The sequence below is a fragment of the Rhodococcus sp. OAS809 genome (genome assembly GCF_040546695.1).
Lineage (GTDB): Bacteria > Actinomycetota > Actinomycetes > Mycobacteriales > Mycobacteriaceae > Rhodococcus_F > Rhodococcus_F qingshengii.
Genome location: NZ_JBEPOI010000002.1, coordinates 3,722,324 through 3,746,697, shown reverse-complemented (window position 1 = coordinate 3,746,697; position 24,374 = coordinate 3,722,324). Strand labels below are relative to the sequence as shown.

Below are 24,374 nucleotides of genomic sequence, written 5' to 3'. Positions count from 1 at the left end.
CACCAATTAACTGTTGACCGTTCAATAAGTTTGCGTGGCCATATCGCCAGAGACCACGTTGCATTCAATCTGCTGAAATGCTCCGGATCGTGCCTTGTTTGCACGTTTGCTCGACTGTCACCAATGGGCGGATGGTCCAAGTTTGGTGACCAGTCCGGGCCCCAAACCCACTGTCAGTCCACGTCAACAAGCTGCGAACCAGCTTGCCGAAGCGCACGGGGACGTGCCTGCCGGTTTCACCGGCAATGTGCCGATCCCGCCAGATCCGAACGAGCCCGACGACCGATCGTTCCCGCAAAAAGTATGGGACACCGCGTGGGGTGTCGGGGAAAGTGCCGTCGACACAACAGTCGATAGCGTCGGAACGCTCGGAGACGCGTGGCGAAACTTCCTCGTAGTCCCCGTGCACGATGCCGCCGTCGATCCGTTCGGCTTCAATCGCGGCCAACGAGCACAGCCTTCACCCGAGCATTCTCCGGCTGAGATCGCTGCCGCAGCAGCAAATATCGTCTCCCTCATTCCGATCGTAGGCACAGGAGGCAGAGTCGGCGGAGCTGCCGTGCAAGAAGCGGTGGAGGCTGTTCTGCGGCGCGGCGGAACCGCCGCAGACGCCGAAGCCGCAGGTCGCAGGGCAGCCGCCACCGCCGGTGAGGCCGGGAATAGAGCCCCTAGCGATCCGACTATTCCCGTCGGAGACAGACCGGCCTCGACGCCTGTGGGTGGGCGCGGAGATCGCGAAATAAATGTAAAGCCCGGAACCAATCGTCCTGGAATAGTCAACGGTCGTGAATATACGGGGCATGCGTTCGACCGAATGCAAGAGCGCGGCATACTTCCATCCCTGGTTGAACAGGCCATTCGTGAAGGGTTGGCGACCCCGAGCAGAGGAAACACGACCGTGATCTATGATTCGATAAACAACCTATCAGTTATCATCAATGAAACGGGCAGAGTTGTGACCACCTCATTTGGCAATTTATCGGGAAAGTGAAAAACATGACGGATCAATCAATTTACCGCCTGGAAGCTGAGCAGGTTAATCGTGATTATTGTGACGGAAAAATATCCTTGCATGCGCTAGTTGAAATATTCGAGAGGTACGTCAGAGAACGCGAATCGGAGCGTGCATCAGATTCCGAAACCCTGAGGGGGGCCTGGGGTCAAATTGAAATAATGAATGCAATTAACCAGGATGATCCTTCGAATTCGAGCAAAAATGAGTCGAAGGTGCGAGAAGTTATCCAAGAATTCTTGGACTTGCTTCCGTAGTCTCTTTTCTCGGTCCAGGGGCGACTAATCAAGGCAGGCTTTGACTCACTTGCGCGACCAGTGTCATGTCAAGTGACACTGGCCAGCAGTTGCTTATTGTGATGCGGGAGCAGATTAGGATTCGCAGGCTGACGGTTCAGACGTCTTCGCCTTCGAGGGCGGCCATCCATTTGCCCTGATCACCGATCACGACTACCTCGCCTACCGCATCCCAGTGGAACACGACCACATCCTGATGATTCCAGGTAAAACCGACTACCTGTACAGCAGCGCAGGCGTCCGTATGCCTGCCTGGCGTGTCACCTTGTCTTCGGAACAGAAGAAGTTACTTTCAGTATTCGAAAGCGCTCGTGACGTCGTCTCAGACGAACTGGACGTAATGGAGCAGAGCGACCGGCACGGCAACGCCGCCTAAGTCTGCAGCTCATTCCACTTTTCGAGCATCCGTCTCGTCTGGACAGTTAAGTTTGAATGCCATCCACTTGCCTCGGTCAAAATGATTTTCATTTTCAATAACAGAGGTGCGCCGAGTCCACCTCATTCGTTCGCCTCAGGGGTCGGTTGTGGATGCGTTATTACGCAGCGGTACAGGGAATTCCCGCACGCATCGGTGCCCGTTTGCAGTCCTCACAAAAGTCGTCCGGGATAACGTCGCCTGTTCAACACTCGGCGACAAACGTGGCCACGGGAAACGAAAAATACTCCGCCCCGCCACAGGAAGAGCGAAGCATCAATTCGACGGCGGAGGGTATTACCAGTTCTGAATGAAGAAGAACTGCTGTGAACCCCTCGCCGGGTTGAGTACGCCGAGAGAAATTTCTCCACCACGGGAGGCTGCTTCGTTGGCGAACTGGTCGAGACGTCCCCAGACGACGTTGGGGCCGCTCTCGAAGCGCGATCCTGGTGCGAGGCGCACGCCGATCTGGGTGGAGTTAGTGATGCTTTCGATCGCAGCGCCCGCATTGAGCTGGCCGAACAATGCCGTCTCACCCTGGTTCAGCTGCACGCCGATGCGCCCGTTGTCGGCGATCGGAGTAACAGCTGATGCTGCGCCCGCGCCGCTGAGTGCGATGGCTGCGATACCGGCAGGTATCAAGGCGGCCGCGGTAATCATCTTGCGTAGGTGCGTCATTCGGCTTCTCCCTCGTCGGTGGCCCACTCGAGTTGCGCCTCCACAGGCCACTTTGTCTGATTCTTCCGGTAACAGTCAACGACATGTCGCAAACAATGAGCAATCCACTGGGTTGATTTGAGATGCAGCTCACTACTGGAAATCCGTTGAAGAATAAACTGTTTCAGTGAAATTGCTGGTCAAGATCGTGAATGCCAGAGAAGCGCCCGGGCCGTCGTTACGTTTCCGTTACTGGTCAGTCTGGCTGCGAGAAGGACACGCACTCGGTCACCCAGAAACGCTGCGGCACAGGAATTGTCAGAGCAAGAACCCGCGCAGAGGGTCCTCCGCAGTTGAGCGCCACTGTCAAGCGGTCTTTCCTTCTTCGAGGGCGCGCTGCTTCGGCAGTGGGCTCTCGACTGTCAGAACCGCACGGTGAATACCACGTGGCGACGCTCTCGGGCCGCGCGCTGGAAAAAGTCCGCCACTTCCTGAAGCCAGCCCCAGGCGTACCCGCGCTCGTCGGAGCCGTATTCCGGGTTGCGGTCGTCGAGCGGCATCGCGTCGTAGCGCACGCCGAACTCGGATTCGGTGATTTCCGCCAGGTACGAGGAGACTTCGGCGACCCGATCGGGTGCGAGGTAGGTGACGAGTTGGTCGTCGGTGTCGGTGTTGAGATCTTCGTCCCCCAAGATCACGCCGTAGGCCGGCCAGTTCTCGGACACGCGCTCGTACCCCGTGCTGGAGAGGGCGCACAGGATCGGATCCCACGCCTTGTCCGTGTCGCACGAGAACTCGGATCGGCCCGTCTCCTCGATGTCCTCGACCACAGCGCCGAGTTTGTCGTCGTCGCCGCGCGCGTCCAGAAGTTCCGCTGCCACGCTGTCTGACAGCGCGAAATGCACCCCAAGTTCCATGGCGTGATGCTAACGGCCGACCTGCCGCCGTCCCGCCGTCACTACAAGACGAATCGACTTAGGTAACGATCCTGCTCTGCCTCCGACCGAAGTTACCCATGGTGGGCCTGCTGTCATACATACTTCATCGGTGATTCCGACAAAACGGACCGGCCTTTCTGTTGTATCGCTGGTGATCCTCGTCGTCGCGGGGTTGCTGGTCGCAGCCCCTGCCAGCAGCGCCGCGCCGCCGCCTGACTGGAAATACACAATGGTGGCGTTCAGCAATGCCAGCGACCGCGACATGGATGTCTACGAGTCGGCCGACGGCACCGGCTTTCAGCTCGTCCAGCAGTCGGCGTACAGGCCGCCATCTGGGCTCGTGCGTGATCCGAGCATCTTCCGGAACACGGACGGGGTGTACTACCTCACCTACACGACGGGTGGTGGGGCGAACATCGGGTTCGCACGCAGCAGCGACCGCATCAACTGGACGCCGCTGGGGAACTATCCGGTTCCGTTTTGCTGCGCCTTGATGCCTGGCACGGGAGATGGCACCGGTTCTGCGAGCCCCCCGGGCTTCTCGGGTTCGGCCGGATTCAGCGACGGACCGTCGCTGTCACCATTCGTCACCAAGGCCTGGGCGCCTGAATGGTTTGTGGACGGCGATCGCGTCAACGTCATCCTGTCGATGTCGACCGGTGGAGGATTTGTGCCGTATCTGATGACGGCGTTGGAACCGTCGCTCCGGTTGTGGAGCCCGCCTGTTCCGCTCGCCGGGATCGGTGCGGACCACATCGACACCACCGTGGTCAAAGTCGGATCGACCTATCATGCGTTCACCAAGAACGAGACGAGGAAGGTCGTCGAGCATGCGGTCGCTCCTTCGGTGACGGGACCTTATTCGTTTGTCCCGCCCGGGAATTGGGGTTCGCTTGTCGAAGGTCCGGCCGTGGTTCAGTTGCCGAGCGGCGACTGGCGGATCTATCTCGACGCCTATACCGAAGGAAAGTATCTCTACTCCGACAGCACGGACGGGCTGAACACCTGGTCTCCTGTGCAAGAGGTTCCTGGGGTGTCCGGGACTGCACGGCATCTCGGCATCATGAGAGAACCGGCATAACATTCGACCCTGAGTTGGTAGGGCTCTGATCAAGGACTCCGGTCTTGGTCAGAGCCTTTTCTCGTACTTGCGTACTACTTGTGTGCGTCGTCTGCGCCTATCAGTGATTGACAAGCTAACGATGCGATGCCCGTGGGTCCGACGATTTCGCGCCGACCATGAAGTGAGTATCTCCGCGGGAGCTGTGCAGCGTTGCGCTCCCAGGCCCCGCTTGGGCGCCGTACTTCACGATTGATTGCCAGGTAATGCCTGTTAGTTTCATATTCAAGTACGCACACTGGCTTGATGCCCGCACTTTCTGCCTTCAGCTGCTCTGAGGCCCGCGGGATGCGGGTCGAATCCGATTTGCCGCACTGTTTCTGAGGGGTCTTCTCGTCCGTAAACGGTGACCTTGCTCATAGTGGGACCTAGGTCCTTTTCGCTGCTGATAAGCCTGTCGATATATATCTGTTACCGAAAGTTCACCCTAAATCCAAGATGGGGGAGATGGCGCACTGGCGGGCAAACAGGACGATTGGTACCGTCCGGTAACTAATTCAGTTAGTTGTCGGCTACCGCTCTGGTTGCTGTGTCACGTGGAGGAGCAGTTCATGTCGATCGAATCGCAAAACGGCATATCCCATCGTCGATCGAGGGCCGCAGTGGGGCTCGCGGCGTGTGCGGTTGCCGCGCTGTCGTCTGGTGTGGTCTTCGCAGGGAGCGCATCGGCAACGCCGACGGCGTTGGTGGACAAATTTGCGAGCACGGTCACCGATGACGGCTGGTCGTTGGATCTTGCCGCCACGAAACTGTCGGCGAACCCGGTGCCGAATCTGGCGACGACGGCGTTCACCCGTGAGGGGTTCGTGTCGGCGAAGGTGACCGGCACGATCGGCGGTCAGGGTGATTCGGCAGTGAAGACCGGTTATGTCGAGCAGGGATTGCAGATCGGCTGCCAGATCGATGTTTCCTCCGGACTTGGCTTGGGGCTTGGCTTTTCGCTCGGTCCGTCTGTCGGTGTGAGTATTTCGGGTGTCCCGTCGGCGAACGTGGGTGTGAATGCGTCGGTGAATCCGAGTATTCAGTCGACGATTGCGCCGGGCACGATCACGACGATTCCGTTGGGGAAGAAGGATCTCGAGTCGTCGAAGGCGTCGATCACCGCGGAGAACGTGCACGTGAAGGTTGATGCGTGCATGGGGCCGGTGACGATCCGCTCGTACGCACAACTCTCGGTGTCGACGGCGACGTCCGACAACACGTTGTTCGTGTACTCCGATCCCACCTGGCTCTGACCCTCGCAGACTTCGCCGGCGCTGCTGGCGAGTAATTCCTGATCCGTCCCGTCCCGGGGTGGTTACTCATCACGCTCACAAAGGAGAAATCATGAAGATTCGTACCTTGGCCACTGCCGGAACCCTCACCGCAGGTATCGCCCTGATCGGTGTTCTCGGCGCCGGCGTGGCATCTGCTGCAACTCCGATCGTGCAACCGGAACATGGCCGGATCGGACTTTCACTTTCGAATGCCGAAACGGCGGCGCTGGCGGCGAGCCCGATTCCTGATGCGATTGCGAACATCGTTCCAGGTTCGCTGAGGGGGGTCTGGTTGGCGCCTGGTTCCGCGATAACTGTTACCGATGGCAAGGTCGACGCCCTCGAAGGAGCTGTGCTCGGTGAAGCAGCCGCGCGTGGTGGGCATGCCAATGTCTTTGTCTCCGACCCGAATCACCCCGCCAGTGAGGGGCACATAGTGCTGACGGAGCAGTACTGGAACTGATAACACGCCCAGTACCGGCGACTCGTTGTCCCCGCTCTCCCATCCTGTTTGGAGTTCCAGCCATGACCGTCAACAACGCCGAACGTCGCAGTGTCCAACCGGAACCCGCTGCCGTCGATAGCAAAGACGTTGCAGACGTTGATGACTGGGATCCGGAGAGTGAACTCAGTCCACTCTCCAAGGCTGTGATCGCTACGGCAGTCGGACTGGGGTTGCTGATCGCGGCATTCGCGGTGATCGGGAAGCTTGCCGGCTGGGCGAACGACTACGGGACGGTCCTGGTTTACCTGGCGTTCTTCTTGTGGATGTCGATCTCCGGACGGTTGTTCTGGTGGGGCGCAGACAAACTCATCGCGCTACTCCGAACGAAGAAGAGTGACAATCGTGGTGCGCACCGGTGAAGTCCGGTAGACGACTTCGCCGGACTCTCGCGGGAGTGCTTGCCGCTGGGGCGCTGTTGACCGGAGCGGCCGGAGCGATCGGTGCGGGAATTGCACTCTCCGCCGCTCCGGCGAACGCGACGCCGGAAGAAGACTGCGCGGCGGTGCGGGCACGTGATCATCAGATCTACCTGAATCTCATCGCCTCACTGCCACCTGGCGCACCCATCCCGCCAGAGATCATCAACCCGTGCCTGAGCGCGCCGTCCACGACGGCGACAGCTGCGCCGACGACCACCGTCGGGCTCCCCGGTGCACAGGCTCCAGGCGGTGGCCCGAATGTCGGGGCCAATGGTCCGACGAACTTTCCCACCTACAACGGCACCCCCATCGTCCCTGTGCCGACGATCGAGGTTCCGCCCATTGCTTCCGAGTCCCCGGCCTCGGAAACTGGTGTCGGTGCATTCCCCAATGCATCGGCATCAGCGGTTCCCTCACCCACACCCACCCCGGGTGAGGGAACCACCACCGATCGTGGTCCCGGACCGATCCCCGCGGATTCGGATTCGAATATCGCACCGGCTCAAACGGTTCCGGTCCCGGCAGCAGATGTTTCCACCGCCGGGGAGGACTCGGGCCGTGACCGGTATCTCGAACTCACCCTGATCGGCGCTGCGGCGTTCACCGCCGCGGGTATCGGAGTGCGCGGGCGGCCGGGACCTTTCAGCCCCCGCACGCCCGAATCAGTACTCTCCCAGGCGGTCGGGACTGCCGCGTCGCCGTTGACTGCGTACGCACCTGGCGGACAGTCCTCGTTGCGGGTGTTCGATCCGATCACCGGCGGAAGCCGGTTCTTCTTCCTGATCCACGACGAAACGTCGTCGCACGAATCCGTGATTCCGGTGGCGGTGCCGCCCGGCGGTCACATGAGCGTCAACCAAGACGGCACGGTCACGGTCTTCGACGCCGACGGAAACCCGGTCTCGACAATCGATGCCCCGTGGGCCTACGACGCCAACGGCACACCCATTCCGACGCACTATGAGATCCGGGACGGGCAACTCGTCCAGGTCGTCGACACCACGGGTATCGAGAACGTGCTGTATCCGATTTTGGCGGACCCGCAGGATCGCACACAGAGCGGCAAGAAATCGCCTGCACCGGCGCGCCCGACCAAGATCTCCGGTGAGGACGACGGCACCCGCTCAGATGACGGTCCACATTGGAACGAGACACCGCAGGTCGAAGGCCACAAGGCCCCCAATCCACCAGTCCAGAAACCGATACCCACTCAACCACCGGTCCCACCCGCGGTCGAGCCCGAACCACAAGTCCCTGAGCAGGCTCCGGCGCAAGTGCCGGAGCAGATCCCGCAGCGGTCGCCGGCCGAGGACATCAGCGGAGACATCGGCGGGGACGGACCAGGTGCCGGGACATCCCCATCCATCGACCCAGCGCCCGCTACACCGAACGAAACCGACACACCCCAAGCAGAATTGGCAGGAATTCCGATCATCGGCGGCATCTTCAGTGCAGCCGAAGCCGGGCTCATGCTCACCGCTGGAATCGCAGCTTTGTTCGCGCAAATCCTTGCAGGTGTGGGTCTGGGGGATTCGGAACTGTTCGGCCGCATGGAAAGCCTCGAGGAATGGGCGCTCGAGGCCGGAGTAGATCTCGCCGAAGTGCTCGTGAAGGCTATGGCCCTGCTTTCTCCGCAGGATCAGGCACTTCTTCGCACTGTCCTTTCTCCGTTCGTGAAGCTGCCCCCAGCGCATGAGCAGGACACTCCCGGCCACGCCCAGCCCGGGCCGGCCGGACCTGCCGCGAAGCCGCCGCCTCGGAGGCCCACGCCGCGGCCTGTACCGCGTCTGCCTGGTGATCACGATCCGACCCAGCCGCAAGATCCCTCCAGCGAGCCGGATTCAGGCGATCCGGCAACACCGTCGGATCCGGGTTTCGAACCACCAGTAGACCCCGGCACCACCGCACCTGGATTAGTTGACCCCGAACAACCTTCGGCTCCCGAACCTGGCGAGCAACCGGCCGTCGATCCGGTCAACCCAGGCCACATTCCGGTCGATCCCGAGACTCCCGGTGCGCCGACCCAGCCCGGACCCCCGGAGTTCGACCCCTTTGATCCCGACCCGAGCACGATCGCCGATCCGACGGTCCGCCCAGATCCCACCGAACGTTCATCCGTCGAGCGGGTACTAGCGTCGAACTTCATTCACGCGGTGCAAGAAGTCGTAGATTCACTCACCGATGGTGCCGAGACAAGTCCAGAATCACCTCCGCAGCAGTCATCTGATTCGGGTGAGGCTGCACCCGAGGATTCTCGCTTGGATTCCGAAGGCAACCCGCTGACGGCCGCTGACTTAGCTCAATTGTATGCGTCGCTGCGTCGAAAAACGCCGACAAATGTGATCCGCGACATAGTTAACCTCGATCACGAAGGTGGCGGACCGGACCCGGTTCTTCCCGGGCTCACATTGCCCGACGTCCTCGAGGCGGATCACACCGTACCGATGAGGGTCATATTCGACATGCCTGGCTTTACGCAGTTGACCTTCGAGCAGCAAATTCAAGTATTGAACTACGTCGATAACTTCCTGGGTTTGAGCCCGACTGCGAATACGTCAAAGGGCGCCAAGAGTTGGGCAGACTGGTGGGGCTATGTGAAGGGCGGAATCCCGGTTTCCCCTGAATTCCGGGATGCTATGATCGAAATCGAAACTCATCTTACTGAGGAAATTCGTCAAATGATATCTAGTATATTGAATGGAGTTCAGTAGTGGATCTGGTCAAGATTTCGCGGTATATCGACTCGCCCGTGCTTGTGGAGATTGACGACTTGACACCACTTGAACGTACGGCGCTTCCGAATTATTGGTTGGATGCGCTAAATGGTGACCTTGCAGCTCGAATTTCGGGGATATTGGACCAATGGGATGTATTTGGGCGACCGATATTGGGCGACACTTACAGAAACATTAAAGAGAATCTATCTGATGTTCGGCTGCTCAGGTCTGAAAATAGGTTTTTTCTTCTATATAAAATTAAAATGGCAGACGGGACCGATCTCTACTATTTGGGTACGCCACCGGTAGTGGATGGTGATGAACTTCCAGGGTATTGGAATAAATTTCCCCCCAGTCTAAAGAATTTCTATTCAAATTTGCACAACGGTTGGTACTATATTGCCGGTAAGACTGTCGGGCCACTGCCTCTTGAAGATATGTTTCGAATTGACAGCTTTGAATGGTCTATTCTGGACGGGCTGTCCCCTGAAGAGTACCCAGATCCGGCTCGTTGCATCGCGACATTCAGATCGGGCGGCGGCGGTTATCTTTGCTTGTACTTTGGTGAGGAATCGACAAGGGGTGTTGTGTGGTCATCGACGGAACCCCCTGAATTGGTCGATTACTCCACTTACCTTGATATCTGGACCAACGTCGGACTCGGTGCCTAGAGCCTGCGCCTTGGATATCCAGACTGGAGACAGTCTAAGAAATTTGTGTGCGGTCTTGCCCCACGTGGCACGTGCCTGGGATCCAGTCTCCCAAGAGCAGATGATCAATTTGTCTGACCAAAAGGGATCTCGAGGTCATGATCGGTTTCGGGGGGTACCTCACGCATCGACTCGTTTTCCTGCACCATTGCCGACGAATGGCTGATTGCGCTGGCGTTCAGGGTCGTACAGGGGCTGGCCGATATCTGGGACTCTCGCGTCACCGTGCTCTACCACCGGACCGAATCATCGCCTCAGCGCAAGGTACCCGGCGACGCGATCGTGGGCAGTTCGGGCTCGGTGGAGCATCGGCGACTACCGGCACCTTCAGAATCGGTCGAAAGGTGAGGTGGAGGTGGGATGGGAAACATACTTCCATTCAGGAGTTACGTTCGATCGCAGCAAACTCCCCCAATCTGCGGTGGTAGAGGAGCTGCCCACTGGCACGTTGATTCGGTTGGGGGACAAGCCAATGGAGGTCGCTGCCGCCGACATCGTGGCGGTGCGGGCGGCGTTGGGTTACCCGGTGTAGCGCCAGAGCCTGTCCAATTGGTCGATCGTCTTCGAGCAGGAGTGACGTTGTCTGCTTCATCTTTACGTCGCGATCCGGCGTCCGGATTGACCTTGAAAGTCATGGCGCGAAAGGGGCCGCCGGAAGCCGAATCGGTCACCGCAGTGCTGGCAGCGCGGTCGCAGCAGTTCCTTCGAGAGCTTGACCCAGTCTTTGACGTCGACATGTATCGCTCCGTGAGGAATGGCCTTCCCGACGGCGTTACGGTCGAGCAGGCGCTTGCATCGAATGGTGGACGGATCCTCACGCTTCAGGCAGAGAACTCCCTCGAGGCCGCAATGATCGAGAGCAGAAAGTCTTCTGATGCCGCAGGCGGGATTTACCCACTCTCCTTCGGGCATCAACTCAGGTTGTTCATCGACAACGGAAACATCGAAATTCTCATCGGATTCGGGGGTACGGCGGGAGCAGGTTCCTTACTTTGCACGTTCATCTGGCCGTACCCAGGGGGCTTCGCCGATGAATCTCTGATCTCACTGTCATTGAAACTCGTCCAGGGCATGGCCGATATCTGGGACGCTCACACAGCCGTGCTCTACCGGGATGCGGAACTCACACCTCAGTACAACGTGCCCGGCGACGCAACGGTGGGCAGTTGCACCTACTTCGGCCCTGAGATGCCGATCAACGAAACGCAGATCCCACCCACTGTCGAAGCTTTTCCGTACAAGAAAGGAACGATCGTCATCCAGCGTGATCCACGCGCCCCGTTGGTTGCCGACGATATCCGAAGCATCCGCGCAGCAGTCGGCCTGCCGGCCGAACGACCGGAGGTTCGCCTACCGAAAGGCTCGCGTCGGCTGTGACACGAGAAGTTACGGCCAAGCTCACGTCCGCAGGTGATGGTGTTCTTAAGAACAAGCTGCTCAGATAATGGAGGATGCGTTCGACGAGGTCATCGGGATGGAGAACATCAACATCATCGTATTTGGAGGGGAGTGAAAGTGCCTACGTCATCACTGCGCCGCAATCCTACGGCGGGCTTGACAGTGAAGGTCATTCCACGAAAGGGTTCGCCTGAAAGCGAGGCCGTCACGGCCGCGCTCGTTGCACGTTCGCTACGATTGCTTCGCGACATCGATCCTGTCTTCGACGTCGACTTGTACCAAACAGTAGGCGATGCACTCCCCGACGGCGCCGGAGTCGAGCAGGCCTTGGCGTCGAATCTCCGTCAGATCCTTGTACCTCCGACGGAAAAATCGATCGAAGCCGCATTGATCGAGCGCAGACGATCCCCCGATGCCACCGGCGGTATGTATCCCCTCTCATTGGGACGACATATGACCCTGTATTCACCCGCTGGAGACGTCAAAGTCGTTGTCAGTTTCGGGGGCACCTCAGGGTCCGGCGCATTCGCATGTGCCTTTGCCGACGAATCACTGATTTCGCTGGCATTGAAGCTCGTACAGGGACTAGCCGACATCTGGGACTCGCGTGTCACCGTGCTCTACCGCCGAACCGAATCATCGCCTCAGTTCAACGTACCGGGTGACGCGATCGTGGGCAGTTGCACCTACTTCGGTCCTGAGTTGCCGATCAAGGAAACGCAGCTCCCGCCCAGCGTGGAGGCGTTTCCCTACCAGGACGGCACAATCGTCATCCAGAAGAATCTGTCCACGCCGTTAACCGTCGAGGACATCCGAAGCATCCGCGCAGCAGCAGGACTGCCGACCGAACGACCGGAGATTCCTCTACCCAAAGGTTTCAGACGGCTGTGAGCCCTACGTTGGGCGCACTCGGGGCTGCCTGCAGGTAGGGATGGCGCGGACCGACCAGCCTGCCCGTAATTACCGCGCCGCGATCCCGATCCGGCTACGCACCAGCTGATCGACGCTCCGGGTGGAGTGCCACCGCGCGGCATACCCGCCATCGACGGCACAGTTCAACATGCCGAGCATGATCAACCCTCTGTTCCGTCCGTGAATGAAACCTGCACGCCCGGATCCCGCGATTCCGGAACCCTCGCAACCCACTTTCCCGGCGTTCCCGATCGTGGCGAGTGGGAATCATTCTCGCCCGGTGAGATTGGCGATCCGGGGTCGAACCCGAGACCCGAGAACTCCACCCCGGAGGCTCCCTCGCCAGGTCGTGCCGAGGAACCGAGTGTGCCGACTCTGCCTGATGTCGGTCAGGTGCCGGTGAATCCGGATGCTCCCGGCGCTCCGCAGCAACCCGGACCACAACTGTTCAATGACAATGATTTGCCGAGAACGACTATGACGATCGCAGAGTGGCTGGAAAGGAAAGGTCGATGAATTCGGATCGTGGCGCGACAGTGATCGGGTATTGGGGCCCTCGGACGCAACCGGTAGAAGACATTGCAGCGGAGGTGTTCTCGTTTCTTCATAGTCTGAGGAACATTGATCCAGCACTTGGACAAGCTTGGGTGTTTTCGCCCGAGACTGCCTCCGAGTCGACCGATCTAAGCGTGGAAGGCCTAGCGAAAATCTTCCGGGCAGCGAAGGATGTCGAAGGGCAATCCGTTGCGGCCTTCGACCTCGGCTACATCGTGAGTTTGTTGCACCCGGACAGATATCAGTTCTTGAGAATCCAATTCTCTCTCGGCCGGAATGTTCCGAGGGTTCCGAATCTCGTCAACGTCACCCTCCCTCCGGAGAAACAAGCAATCGGGGAGGCGTCGCGGTTGCTAACCGCAGGCGTCGGGGACGCGATCATGAAAGCGATCATCGAGCATTGGTCGCCGGAGTCTGCGCGGTGGGGGACGCGGGAGTACCGCAATGCGCAGGGAAATGAGGTCAGCGAAATCGAAGTCGGGTGGGAGACATACATCCAGTCCGGGATCGATCTCGATCACAGCAAACTGCCCGTCGTCGCCGTACTGGAGGAACTCCCCAACGGAACGCTGATTCGGTTGGGCGAGAAACCGTTAGACGTCAACTTCGACGACATCCTGGCCGTGCGGGAAGCACTGGGTTACCCGGTCTAAGATGCCGCGTGACCGCCGAGCGCTGCTCACGTCGCGACACGTAGTTGAATTGGAGACGATTGCGCATTGGTCGGAAAGGACGGGGCGATGAGCATGTTCGGGCGGCGGCCGACGGTAGCCGGATATTGGGGCACGCGGGTGCAGTCGAGTCAGGAGGTGGCGCAGACGATGCGGGCTTTCCTCGATGATCTGGAAGCGGTCGACCCGGGGTTGGCGTTGCCGTGGGTCTCGACTGCCGAGTTCGACAAGGTGCCAGCAGATCTCAGTGTGGACGGGTTGGTGCGAATCTTCGAGTATTCCCGCTCGAAGGAGATGGGGTATTCGGACACCCCGGGACCGGGTTACGACATCGACTTGTCGCCCGAGGACGGGACCGCGCGCCGGGTCGGTGCCTGGGTCGGCGGGCTGGAAACCAGTGCTCCCAACAGTGTCCGGGTGTCGTTGCCGACGGAGAAGCAGCTCACCGACAGTACCCGGCGGTTGCTCGACCCGGATATCGGAGACGCGATCGTGAGAGTGATCGTCAAGCATTGGGATCCGGATCGGGCTCGGTGGAGCATCGGCGACTACCGGCACCTTCAGAATCGGTCGAAAGGTGAGGTGGAGGTGGGATGGGAAACATACTTCCATTCAGGAGTTACGTTCGATCGCAGCAAACTCCCCCAATCTGCGGTGGTGGAGGAGCTGCCCATTGGCACGTTGGTTCGGTTGGGGGACAAGCCAATGGAGGTCGCTGCCGCCGACATCGTGGCGGTGCGGGCGGCGTTGGGTTACCCGGTGTAGGCCCCGCAACGGGTCTGGAATTCACCATTGCATCAGACGTCGAGAAATGTGTTAACCGGATGGCCTGCTTCGCCTTTCGATAGTATTGCCAGATGGCACCCCGAGCCGACTTGCTCGCGTGGCTCCTCGATTCGGATCCGGCGATTCGGTGGCAGGTGGAGCGCGACCTGCTGAACGAAGCGCCCACTGTGTGGGCGGCGACGCGTGCGTCGATCGCTACCAAAGGATTTGGTGCACGCCTGCTTTCGTTGCAGGATCGAGACGGCCAATGGGCGGGTGGGGCGTTCTTCCCGGCAGAATTCGACTTCGTGGGACCCGAAGCAGCAGAAGAAGGTTCGCAACCCTGGACGGCAACTACTTGGACGCTCAACTCCTTGCGTGAGTGGGGCCTCGACGCCAGTGTTCTGCGGGAGCGTCGTACTGCAGAACTGCTCGCGGAGAACTGTCGCTGGGAGTACGAGGGCCGGCCGTACTGGGACGGTGAGGTCGATTGCTGCATCAACGCCTGGACGGTGGCAAACGGTGTTTGGCTCGGCATGCCCGTTGATGAACTGGCTGATTGGTTTGTGCGGCATCAACTTCCGGATGGTGGGTGGAACTGTGAGTGGATCGAAGGTTCGACCCGATCGTCGTTCCATTCGACGCTCAATTCACTCAAAGGGCTTCTCGCGTACGAGATCGCGACCGGGGGAACAGATGAGACGCGCGCGGCTCGGCGATCCGGTGAGGAATTCTTACTGCGGCGCGGTCTGTTCCGGCGACTCTCGACCGGCGAACCGCTGGGGCCCTGGGTCGGACGGTTCGCGTATCCATTCCGGTGGCGTTACAACGTGCTCAATGCGGCCGACTACTTCCGTGAAGCGTCGTTGTCGTATGGGAAATGAGCCTGATCCGCGAATGGCGGACTCGATCGAGATGATCCGGGCCGCTCGAGCCTCGGATGGGACGTGGCTCCAGGCCGGTCGCCAACCGGGGCGGGTGTGGTTCGAGGTCGACACAAAGGCGGGGGAGCCGTCGAAGTGGCTGACTTTGTCCGGCATCCGAGTGCTCGCCTGGTGGGATCAATCCTCCCCTCTAGGTTCTGCATAACAAAATAGTTACAGCGAAAATTATTTCACCTTTAAAGGTTATCGAAAGGTGATCTTCGACTTTCCGGTCGAAATATCCAGTACGGATGAAGAACATATTAACGACAGGATTGCCCTCAGTGCGGTGAAGGTTAATCATCTGAACAGGTGAGAAGATGTTCGGTGAAATTACCTACCCGATCGGATAGGCGGGTCACCGACGTTGGTAATCAAATAAGGCGCTCGCAGCTGTCTTGGTTAGGGAGCTAAGTCCCGAGCTGGAAACGGCATTTCTGCTCCGAAAGTGGCGCTCACCTGCGGCTACGTTCCCCATTTTGCAAGATTTAAACCACTTTCGGCGAGAATTAGTCCCGCAATTGTAGGTTGTGGAGCGTCCGCAATGTTTAGGCAAAGTCCCATCTTTTCCCAGAACAATGCTCTACTAAACGTGAAAACCGGATGTTCCCCCGATTTTGCTGAGAAGGTGCAACTATGGGGCGTAGCGTAACTGTCGCAGCGAACCGGAACATCGCGAATTGCTGCTCTAACCAATGACTTTGTTCAGGTCCGAATAATGCTCGGAGGTCGTCGATGTCGATGGAAATGGTGTTAGCCGAAGCAGTGATAGACAGTGGGGACACGGCGTGGGTGCTGATCTCCGCGGGTCTGGTTCTCTTCATGGTTCCCGGACTCGCCTTCTTCTACGCCGGTCTGGTGCGTGGTAGCAGTGCGCTCGTCATGTTGCAGCAGAACCTCGTCCCACTCGGACTCGTCTCGATTACCTGGGTCGTGTTCGGATACAGCTTCGCGTTCAGTGGAGACTGGGGTTCCGGCTTCCTCGGTGACCTCAAATTGTTCGGCTTGCAGGACATACACACTGCCGCCGCCCCGGGCTTCCACCTGATCGAAGGTGCAGTCGCGGTACCGACTCTGGCGTTCGTGGTCTATCAGATGATGTTCGCGATCATCACGCCTGCGCTGATCACCGGTGCGACCGCAAACCGGCTCAAGCCCTTGGGCTGGGCCGTTCTGCTCGTGCTGTGGTCGATCATCGTCTACCCCCCGATTGCGCACTGGCTCTTCAATCCCGAAGGCTGGTTGGCGCTCCGCGGAGCTCAGGACTGGGCCGGCGGAATTGTCGTCCACGCATCCGCCGGCGCCGCCGCCCTGGCAATCTTGCTGGTGGTAGGTAAACGTCCGGGATGGCCCAACGCCGAGGCAGTCCCGCACTCGGTGCCTCTGGCGTTGATCGGCGCAGGCATCCTGTGGTTCGGCTGGTTCGGATTCAACGCGGGCGACGGATTGGCTGCCGATGGTGTTGCGGCACAGGCCTTGATGAACACTCACATCGCCGCAGCGGGCGGTATGGTCGTCTGGCTCGTCATCGAAAGGTACACCGAGGGCAAGGCCACGGCGATCGGCGGAATCACCGGCGCGGTAGCCGGTCTCGCGACCGTCACCCCTTGCGCCGGCTTCGTCAGCACCTTCTCCGCGTTGGCGATCGGCGCGCTTGCCGGACTGGTCTGCCACTTCGCGCTCGCGCTCAAGTCGATCTTCAAGTTCGACGACGCGCTCGACGTCATCGCGGTCCACTTCATCGGCGGCATCCTCGGTTCACTCCTTCTCGGTTTGTTCGGCGAAAAAGCCATCAATTCGATCGGCCGCGACGGACTCTTCTTCGGCGGCGGGGCAGGACTACTCGGCGAGCAGGCGCTGGCGTTGATCGTCGTCATCGCTTTCTCGTTCGTGGTGACCTGGCTGATCGCCACGGGCATCGAGAAGACCATCGGTCTCAAGCTGGCCCCAAAAGACCAGGTGGACATCGACCGTCGTCAGCAAGGCATGGACGCATACCGCTACAACGCCGCATTCGTCGACGCAGGTGGTGCGCCGCAGACCAGCGGGTTCGACTCGGGGGTCCTGGTCGAGGGGGCAAAACTTGTTCCGAACCTCGGCGCCCCGAAGCACGAACTCATCACCGCGGTATTGCAGACCATCGAGTCCGAGAAGCTACGGGAGGCGCTGCTGGCCGCCGGAGCGGAGTCGATAGTCGTATCGGAAGCGCATGTCTCCGCGAGTGACTCGGCCTCGCTCAAGTTCCGCGGACAACGCAACGACGTCGTGTTCACCGAGCGGTTGCGTGTCGAGGTGCTGGTCGCCTCGGAACATGCACAGGCGGTTCTGGACGCGATCAACGAGTACTCGGGCGGCAGGAGGAGCGGTTTCGTCCAGCAAGCGGCCGAACCTCTCACCGAAGCGACGGAACAGGGGAGCTGACATGTATTCGACGACAGGGAGTTACCGCATGATCGACAAGGAGCGTTCAGAATGCATCTGACACCGCGAGAACTCGACAAGCTGACAATCCTCATGTTGGCGGATGTCGCACTGAGGCGAAAGGCAAAGGGGCTCAAACTCAATCACCCGGAGTCCGTCGCAGTTATCACTGCAGCCGCCCTGGAGGGAGCTCGGGAGGGCAAGACTCTCGAGGAGGTCATGGCCGACGCATCGCACGCCTTGACGGTCGACGACGTGATGGACGGTGTCGCGGAGATGATTCCACGTGTGCAGGTCGAGGCGGTGTTCCTCGACGGTAGCCGGCTCGTCACCGTGCACTCTCCTATCCAGTAGCCCGACCGAGATGTCAGGAGCACTCCAAGATGGCAAGCAAATCGACGAAGAAGGATTCCGGCGGCGAGAAGAAGGTGCCGGTCGGCGGATACGTGTTGCGGGACGAGCCGATCGAACTCAACGAGGGCCGTCCACGTTTGAAGTTGCGAGTCCGAAACACCGGTGACCGTCCCATCCAGGTGGGTTCGCACTACCACTTCATGGAAGTCAATCGCGCGTTGTCCTTCGATCGTGAACAGTCCTTCGGCTGGCGCCTCGACATTCCCGCGGGCACGGCGGTCAGGTTCGAGCCGGGCGACGAGAAGGAAGTGACGTTGGTGCCGTTCGGCGGCAAGCAACGAGTGCAAGGCTTCAACGGACTTGTCGACGGTTGGGCGCCGACCCACGCCGCCTACCGGCCTCGGCTTCCCGGAGCCGTCCAGCGTGCCGAAGAACTCGGCTTTCTGTCCGAACCTCAAACCGACTGATTCTCGTTCACGGCGGACGAAGGAGAGCAACACCCATGACAAGCATTTCGAGACAAGAGTATTCGGGTCTGTTCGGGGTCACCACGGGTGACCAGATCAGACTGGGCAATACCGACCTGTACATCGAGGTCGAGGAAGATCTTCGAACGATCGGCGACGAGTCGATCTACGGCGGCGGCAAGACGCTGCGCGACGGCATGGGCCAGGATCCGGAGTCATGCAGCATCGACGGTGCCCTCGACCTCGTGATCACCAACGTGGTCATCGTCGATGCAACCATCGGCGTCGTCAAGGCAGACGTGGGAATCAAGGACGGCAAGATCGTTGGCTGGGGCAAGGCGGGAAACTCCAGCACGATGGAAGGTGTCACCCCGGGGCTGACCACCGGTCCGGCGACCGACGCGATTTCCGGTGAGCAGATGATCCTCACTGCCGCCGGCATCGATCCACACGTTCACCTCGTGTCACCACAGCAGGCGTACCACGCACTCAGTGGGGGAGTGACGACGCTGATCGGTGGTGGTATCGGCCCGACCGACGGAACCAACGGCACCACCATCACTTCCGGTATCTGGAACATGGAGATGATGCTCAAGGCCAACGAGGGTTTGCCGGTCAACGTCTGCATGTTGGGCAAGGGGAACTCGTCCGGGCATCAGTCGCTGGTCGAACAGATCAAGGCCGGTGCGGCCGGTCTGAAGGTCCACGAGGACTGGGGCGCGACACCGGCCACAATTCGTGAGTCTCTGCGGGTGGCAGACGAAATGGACGTTCAGGTCGCCATTCACACGGATACCCTCAACGAGGCCGGATACGTCGAGGACACCATCGCGGCCTTCGAAGGCCGTACGATTCACACCTATCACAGCGAGGGTGCGGGCGGCGGTCACGCACCCGACATCCTGCGAGTGACGGGCGAGGACAACGTACTTCCGGCGTCGACCAATCCGACGTTGCCGTACGGCATCAACACTCAGGCCGAGCTCTTCGACATGATCATGGTCTGTCACAACCTCAATCCCAAAGTGCCCTCGGATGTTTCGTTTGCCGAGTCCCGCGTTCGCGCCGAGACGATCGGTGCCGAGAACGTACTGCAGGACATGGGCGTCATCTCGATGTTCTCGAGTGACTCACAGGCGATGGGCCGGGTTGGAGAAAACTGGCTACGCGCGATCCAAACAGCGGACTGCATGAAGCGGTCCCGCGGAAAGCTGCCCGAGGATTCACCGACGCACGACAACTTCCGCGTGTTGCGCTACGTCGCGAAGGTCACGATCAATCCCGCGTTGACGTTTGGTCTTTCGCATGTGGTCGGGTCGATCGGTGTCGGGAAGATGGCGGATCTTGTTCTCTGGGAGCCCGCATTTTTCGGTGCGAAGCCGAAGACGATCATCAAGAACGGTCTGATCAGTTGGCATGCCATGGGAGATCCGAATGCTTCACTCCCGACACCACAACCGGTGATCTACCGGCCGATGTTCGGTGGATTCGGCAAGGCGTTGCCGCAGAGTTCGGTCTCGTTCGTCTCGCGAGCGGCACTCGACGACGGCATCAAGGACCGGCTCGGTCTCGAACGTCAGGTTGTTGCTGTCGAGGGGACCAGAACAGTCACCAAGCGTGATCTGGTTCGCAACTCGGCCACTCCGGAAATCAAGGTGGACCCGGAGACCTTCGCGGTGACTGCGGACGGCGTCCACGCATACGTCGAACCTGCCGAATCCATTCGCTTGAACCAACTTTACTTCTTCAGTTAGGGGTCTCCAGTGTCGGGAACAATCACACACACGCACGGCGCCGATGCGACGCCACACACGCACGGCGAGATGACCGCGCCGAGCGGAAAGCCGACGCGAGTCGACGCGCTGCTCGGGAAGGAGACCGACGAGGAGTGGGCCGGTCGACTCGACAATGCGGTAGTCGACGTCTTGTCGCTCGATCAGTGGGAAGCGCAGAAGAGTCGGTTACGACGCACCACGATCGGTGGCCGTGAATTGGCCGTCTCGCTCGATCGGGGTATTCAGTTGCAGGACGGCGACATTCTGCTGTGGGACGAGCAGGCGAACACCGTCGTCGTGGCGAGGATCAACCTCAAGGACGTGTTGGAGATCGACCTGAGCGCACTGGTCGAGGTGACGCCCGAGAAGATGATTCAGACGTGCTTGGAGTTGGGACATGCCGTGGGTAACCAGCACTGGCCTGCGGTGGTGAAGGGAATGAAGGTCTACGTTCCGTTGACGGTCGACAAGGCGGTCATGGGCTCGGTGATGCGGACACATGCTTTCGAGGGCATCGAGTACACCTTCATCCCGGGCGCCGAGGTAATTCCCTACATCGCTCCACACGAGGCACGCCGTTTGTTCGGTGCGGCCGCGCGTGAGGGCGAGGGGCATACCCATGACCCTCTCGTCTGAGGGATCCGGGCTCAGCATCAACCGCGCGATGCGGATGATGCAGTTTTCCGATTCCATGTTCCCGGTCGGTTCCTTCTCGTTCTCCAACGGTTTGGAATCGGCCGTGGCGCAGGGAATTGTCACGGGTGGTCCGTCGCTGCGGGAGTTTGTGCTCTCGGCCGCCCATCAGGGCGCGACGTGCGACGGTATCGCCGTACTCGCGGCGCACCGGGGTGCGGCAGCCGGTGATTTCTCGGCGATCCTCGCCGCTGATCATGCAGTGATCGAACGCAAACTCAACGAAGAAGCACGCACGATGAGTACCCGCATGGGTAAGAAGTTGGCCGAACTCGGCGGGCGCTTGGCCGGTGAGACCCTGTTCAACAAGTGGTTGGCCGCGATCGCATCGGGGGAGACGCCGGGTACCTACCCCGTCGGCCTCGGAATTGCTTTCGCGGAGATGGGTTCTCCGGAAGAGGACGCTTTCACGGTCAATCAGTACGGTGTCGCGATGACGTTGCTCGGCGCTGCCCTTCGTATCGTCCGAGTCGATCACCTCACGACGCAAGAGATTCTGTTCGAGGTCAATCAGAGCGCCGGCCGTGAGTACGCCGCAGTGCGTGACTACGGACTCGACGACATGTCCAATTTCGCCCCGATGATCGACATTCTGGCTGCGGTTCACGTCAAGGCGCACGTCCGAATGTTCATGAACTAGAAGGAGAACGATGAAGAAGACAACGCGCATCGGAATCGGCGGACCCGTGGGTTCGGGTAAGACCGCACTCATCGAGGCGATCACGCCGGAGTTCATCAAGCGGGGCACCAGCGTTCTGATCATCACCAATGACGTGGTCACCACCGAAGATGCCAAGCATGTGCGCAAGGCTCTCAAAGGTGTTCTCGTGGAGGAACGTATCGTCGGCGTGGAGACGGGAGCCTGCCCACACACCGCCGTCCGCGAAGACCCGAGTATGAATCTCGCGGCGGTCGAGGACATGGAGAAGACGTTCCCGGACACCGACGTGGTGTTCATCGAAAGTGGTGGCGACAACCTCACACTGACGTTCAGTCCAGCTCTGGTCGACTTCTTCATCTACGTCATCGACGTAGCCGCAGGCGACAAGATTCCGCGCAAGAACGGTCCGGGAATCTCGCAGTCCGACATCCTGGTCATCAACAAGACCGATCTCGCACCGTACGTCAACGCCGATCTCGGAGTCATGGATCGCGACTCCAAGGGGATGCGCGGCGACAAGCCGTTCGTCTTCACCAATTGCATGACCGGGGAAGGCATCAAGGAAGTGGTGGACCTCATCGTGCACGGAGTCCTCTTCGACGAAGAGGAAGTGGGAGCGAGCGCACCGTGAGCGCAACGTCCGTCCCGGGAGCATCGCGGTCGCTCCCGGGGCCGATCCCGACCATCCCGGAACTCGACCAGTACCAGGACCAGCCGAAGCAGGCCCCGGCCGGCAAGGTCGGGAAGACCGGCGTTCTCGAGATGCGATTTGTCGACCGTGGCGACAAGACGATTCTGCGGGACATGTACCGCAAGACACCGCTGCTCGTTCAGCAGGCGCTGTACTGGGACGAAGCGTTGCCGACCATGCCGTGCGTCTACATGATCTCGACGTCCGGCAGTGTGTTGCAAGGCGATCGACTGTTCCTGACCATCGAAATGGAGCCAGGTTCCCTTGCACACGTGACCACCCAGTCGGCTACCAAAGTCCACCGGATGGATGCCAATCACGCGTCACAACTCCAGAAAGTGGTGCTGGCCGAGAATTCGTATCTCGAACTGATGCCGGGAGTGACGATCCCACACCGCAGCGCGAGGTACTACGCGCGCACCGACATCACGGTGGATCCGACTGCAACGCTGTTGTTCTCGGAGATCGTGATGCCGGGTCGCAAGTACCACGACGGCGGAGAGATGTTCGTCTACGACCTGTACTCCACCTTGATCAAGGCGAAGCGCCCGGACGGGAAGAATCTCTTCACCGAGAAGTTGGTGATCGAACCGGCACGCTTCCCCGTGCGATACGGCGGAATCATGGGCGACCACGACGTCTTCGGCAATGTCATCCTACTGACACCGAAGGAGCACGCAGACGCCATTCTCGAGGAGATAGTTCCGGGCCGTGACGGCAAGGTCGTCTCCGGGGCGAGCCGGCTACCGAACGACGCCGGTCTCATCTTCAAAGTCCTCGGTCCGGAGAGCGAACCCGTCAAGGCGAAGGTCCGTGATTTCTGGTCTCTGGTACGAAAGGCAGTTCTGGACACCACCATTCCGCCCGTCCCGCTGTGGGGATGACGCGGATCGTCGGAGAAGGATCGAGGGACGTGCGATGACCACCATCACCAAACCCTGGGACGACGTCGCGGACAAGAACGTCGTGCTCAGATTCATCGACACCAATCTCAAAGGCTCCGGGCAGGTGATGTTCCAGGGCAATGCGCTGACGGGCCTGCTGTTTCTGGTCGGTATCTTCTGGGGAGCGATAGCCGCGGACACGATCACCGTCGCAATTGGTGCCGTGGTGGGTCTGGTGGTATCCACCGTCACCGGCATGATGCTGCACTCCGACGACGATTCGATGCGTATCGGCCTGTACGGATACAACGGAGTTCTTGTGGGAGCTGCCTTTCCGACGTTCCTTGCCGGCGGTGTGATGCTGTGGATCTACCTCGTGGTGGGAGCTGCCGCGTCGACGATCGCGTTCCTGGCCGTTGCCAATGTCTTCAAGACGTGGGGCGTACCGGCGCTGACCTTTCCGTTCAACCTCGTCAACTGGTTCTTCCTCCTCGCGGCGTTCCAGTTCCTGCGGATCGAAACGTCGGACCTCAGCGCCGGCCAGTTTCCCCAGCACATCGGGGACGCGTCGGTTCATGCCGACATCACTTTCAACTTCCTGTGGGACACGCTGTTTCGCAACGTCTCCCAGATCTTTCTGATCAACAACACTGTCACCGGCATTATCTTCGTGATCGCGCTGCTGGTCGCGTCGCGTTGGGCGGCGTTGTTCGCGCTCATCGGTTCCGCGATAGCGATGGGTTCGGTACTGGCGCTGGGCGCAAACACCGTCGACATCGGCAATGGTCTCTACGGGCTCAGTTCGGTGCTGACGGCAATTGCTCTCGGATCGGTGTTCTACAACCCGTCGTGGCGTGTGTTCGTCTACACCGTCTTCGGAGTACTGGTGACTGTTGTCATCCACGGCACGCTGGTGTCTGCCTTTGCTCCGATCAGCCTGCCGGCCGGAACGGGCCCGTTCGTCTTCGCGACGTGGCTGTTCCTGCTGCCGAAGAAGAAGTTCGTTCCCATCCAGCACGACACCATCGAGGGTGGAGCGGCCGAGGGCAAGGATTCGATCGCAAAGGCGAACGGATAGGGCTCGAACGGGCAGAAGTTCCTAGATCGTTCCGCTATGGCACCCTCGCGAACCGGTATCACTCGAGTATTGTCTGGCCTT

The 24,374-nt window shown here is 59.9% G+C and carries 23 protein-coding genes and 1 pseudogene; 22 read left to right on the top strand and 2 right to left on the bottom strand.

Translation table 11 applies throughout. The features are described 5' to 3' along the window. Window positions 1-145: 145 nt before the first annotated feature. Window positions 146-991 carry a DUF4258 domain-containing protein gene (locus ABIE52_RS20580; protein ID WP_050655607.1) on the top strand — a complete coding sequence of 282 codons (846 nt, stop codon included), beginning with the start codon at window positions 146-148 and terminating at the stop codon, window positions 989-991. A 1,029-nt stretch (window positions 992-2,020) separates the two neighbouring features. Here the strand turns inward: ABIE52_RS20580 and ABIE52_RS20575 are convergent. Continuing rightward, entirely contained in the window at window positions 2,021-2,401 is a 381-nt protein-coding gene (locus ABIE52_RS20575; RefSeq protein ID WP_030535797.1) for a hypothetical protein, read from the bottom strand. Between the two features lie 401 nt (window positions 2,402-2,802). Then, the gene (locus ABIE52_RS20570; RefSeq protein WP_019746449.1) at window positions 2,803-3,297 is read right to left on the bottom strand and encodes a DUF1877 family protein; all 495 of its coding nucleotides are present in this window, start codon (window positions 3,295-3,297) and stop codon (window positions 2,803-2,805) included. Between the two features lie 250 nt (window positions 3,298-3,547). Between ABIE52_RS20570 and ABIE52_RS20565 the strand changes: the two genes are divergently transcribed. The 21 genes and pseudogenes from ABIE52_RS20565 to yut all read left to right on the top strand — a co-directional run bounded on the left by ABIE52_RS20565 (window position 3,548) and on the right by yut (window position 24,293). Continuing rightward, complete coding sequence (locus ABIE52_RS20565; protein WP_228402308.1) at window positions 3,548-4,399, top strand: glycoside hydrolase family 43 protein; 852 nt, start codon at window positions 3,548-3,550, stop codon at window positions 4,397-4,399. A 590-nt stretch (window positions 4,400-4,989) separates the two neighbouring features. Continuing rightward, on the top strand, window positions 4,990-5,673 hold the full coding sequence (locus ABIE52_RS20560; protein WP_054188735.1) for an MspA family porin: 684 nt from the start codon (window positions 4,990-4,992) through the stop codon (window positions 5,671-5,673). A gap of 91 nt (window positions 5,674-5,764) precedes the next feature. Further along, a complete protein-coding gene (locus ABIE52_RS20555; RefSeq protein WP_029254241.1) occupies window positions 5,765-6,157 on the top strand; it encodes a hypothetical protein in 393 nt (130 codons plus the stop codon). 62 nt (window positions 6,158-6,219) lie between these two features. Continuing rightward, window positions 6,220-6,558, top strand: coding sequence for a hypothetical protein (locus ABIE52_RS20550; RefSeq protein ID WP_047272170.1), 339 nt, complete (start codon window positions 6,220-6,222; stop codon window positions 6,556-6,558). Continuing rightward, window positions 6,555-9,329: a hypothetical protein gene (locus ABIE52_RS20545; protein WP_233272355.1), complete on the top strand. Its 2,775-nt coding sequence runs from the start codon at window positions 6,555-6,557 to the stop codon at window positions 9,327-9,329. Before ABIE52_RS20550 ends, ABIE52_RS20545 begins: the two co-directional genes overlap by 4 nt. After that, on the top strand, window positions 9,329-10,006 hold the full coding sequence (locus ABIE52_RS20540; RefSeq protein WP_065455076.1) for an SMI1/KNR4 family protein: 678 nt from the start codon (window positions 9,329-9,331) through the stop codon (window positions 10,004-10,006). Before ABIE52_RS20545 ends, ABIE52_RS20540 begins: the two co-directional genes overlap by 1 nt. A 331-nt stretch (window positions 10,007-10,337) precedes the next feature. Next, window positions 10,338-10,577 (top strand): annotated as a pseudogene (locus ABIE52_RS20535) (Imm52 family immunity protein); the annotation flags it as partial. A 47-nt stretch (window positions 10,578-10,624) separates the two neighbouring features. Then, on the top strand, window positions 10,625-11,422 hold the full coding sequence (locus ABIE52_RS20530; protein ID WP_275231771.1) for a hypothetical protein: 798 nt from the start codon (window positions 10,625-10,627) through the stop codon (window positions 11,420-11,422). A 138-nt stretch (window positions 11,423-11,560) separates the two neighbouring features. Next, window positions 11,561-12,334 carry a hypothetical protein gene (locus ABIE52_RS20525; RefSeq protein ID WP_223304698.1) on the top strand — a complete coding sequence of 258 codons (774 nt, stop codon included), beginning with the start codon at window positions 11,561-11,563 and terminating at the stop codon, window positions 12,332-12,334. Between the two features lie 533 nt (window positions 12,335-12,867). Further along, window positions 12,868-13,563: an Imm52 family immunity protein gene (locus ABIE52_RS20520; RefSeq protein ID WP_325066535.1), complete on the top strand. Its 696-nt coding sequence runs from the start codon at window positions 12,868-12,870 to the stop codon at window positions 13,561-13,563. A gap of 87 nt (window positions 13,564-13,650) precedes the next feature. Continuing rightward, complete coding sequence (locus ABIE52_RS20515; protein WP_230793306.1) at window positions 13,651-14,346, top strand: Imm52 family immunity protein; 696 nt, start codon at window positions 13,651-13,653, stop codon at window positions 14,344-14,346. A gap of 92 nt (window positions 14,347-14,438) precedes the next feature. Further along, window positions 14,439-15,230, top strand: a complete 792-nt coding sequence (locus tag ABIE52_RS20510; RefSeq protein WP_354541524.1) for a squalene cyclase — start codon at window positions 14,439-14,441, stop codon at window positions 15,228-15,230. Window positions 15,231-16,004: 774 nt separating this feature from the next. Then, window positions 16,005-17,690: an ammonium transporter gene (amt, locus tag ABIE52_RS20505; protein WP_007731720.1), complete on the top strand. Its 1,686-nt coding sequence runs from the start codon at window positions 16,005-16,007 to the stop codon at window positions 17,688-17,690. A gap of 51 nt (window positions 17,691-17,741) precedes the next feature. Next, entirely contained in the window at window positions 17,742-18,044 is a 303-nt protein-coding gene (locus tag ABIE52_RS20500) for an urease subunit gamma (protein WP_007731718.1), read from the top strand. Between the two features lie 29 nt (window positions 18,045-18,073). Continuing rightward, complete coding sequence (locus ABIE52_RS20495) at window positions 18,074-18,511, top strand: urease subunit beta (protein WP_003943812.1); 438 nt, start codon at window positions 18,074-18,076, stop codon at window positions 18,509-18,511. A 35-nt stretch (window positions 18,512-18,546) separates the two neighbouring features. Then, window positions 18,547-20,265: an urease subunit alpha gene (locus ABIE52_RS20490; protein WP_003943847.1), complete on the top strand. Its 1,719-nt coding sequence runs from the start codon at window positions 18,547-18,549 to the stop codon at window positions 20,263-20,265. A gap of 9 nt (window positions 20,266-20,274) precedes the next feature. After that, window positions 20,275-20,922 carry an urease accessory protein UreE gene (locus tag ABIE52_RS20485; RefSeq protein ID WP_050655600.1) on the top strand — a complete coding sequence of 216 codons (648 nt, stop codon included), beginning with the start codon at window positions 20,275-20,277 and terminating at the stop codon, window positions 20,920-20,922. Further along, window positions 20,906-21,619, top strand: a complete 714-nt coding sequence (locus ABIE52_RS20480) for an urease accessory protein UreF (RefSeq protein WP_047271507.1) — start codon at window positions 20,906-20,908, stop codon at window positions 21,617-21,619. The genes ABIE52_RS20485 and ABIE52_RS20480 overlap by 17 nt, the downstream gene beginning before the upstream one ends. Before the next feature lie 10 nt (window positions 21,620-21,629). After that, entirely contained in the window at window positions 21,630-22,271 is a 642-nt protein-coding gene (gene ureG, locus ABIE52_RS20475) for an urease accessory protein UreG (protein WP_007731713.1), read from the top strand. Continuing rightward, window positions 22,268-23,215, top strand: a complete 948-nt coding sequence (locus ABIE52_RS20470; RefSeq protein WP_058038192.1) for an urease accessory protein UreD — start codon at window positions 22,268-22,270, stop codon at window positions 23,213-23,215. Before ureG ends, ABIE52_RS20470 begins: the two co-directional genes overlap by 4 nt. Window positions 23,216-23,249: 34 nt before the next feature. Next, a complete protein-coding gene (yut, locus tag ABIE52_RS20465) occupies window positions 23,250-24,293 on the top strand; it encodes an urea transporter (RefSeq protein ID WP_064687971.1) in 1,044 nt (347 codons plus the stop codon). Window positions 24,294-24,374 lie beyond the last annotated feature (81 nt).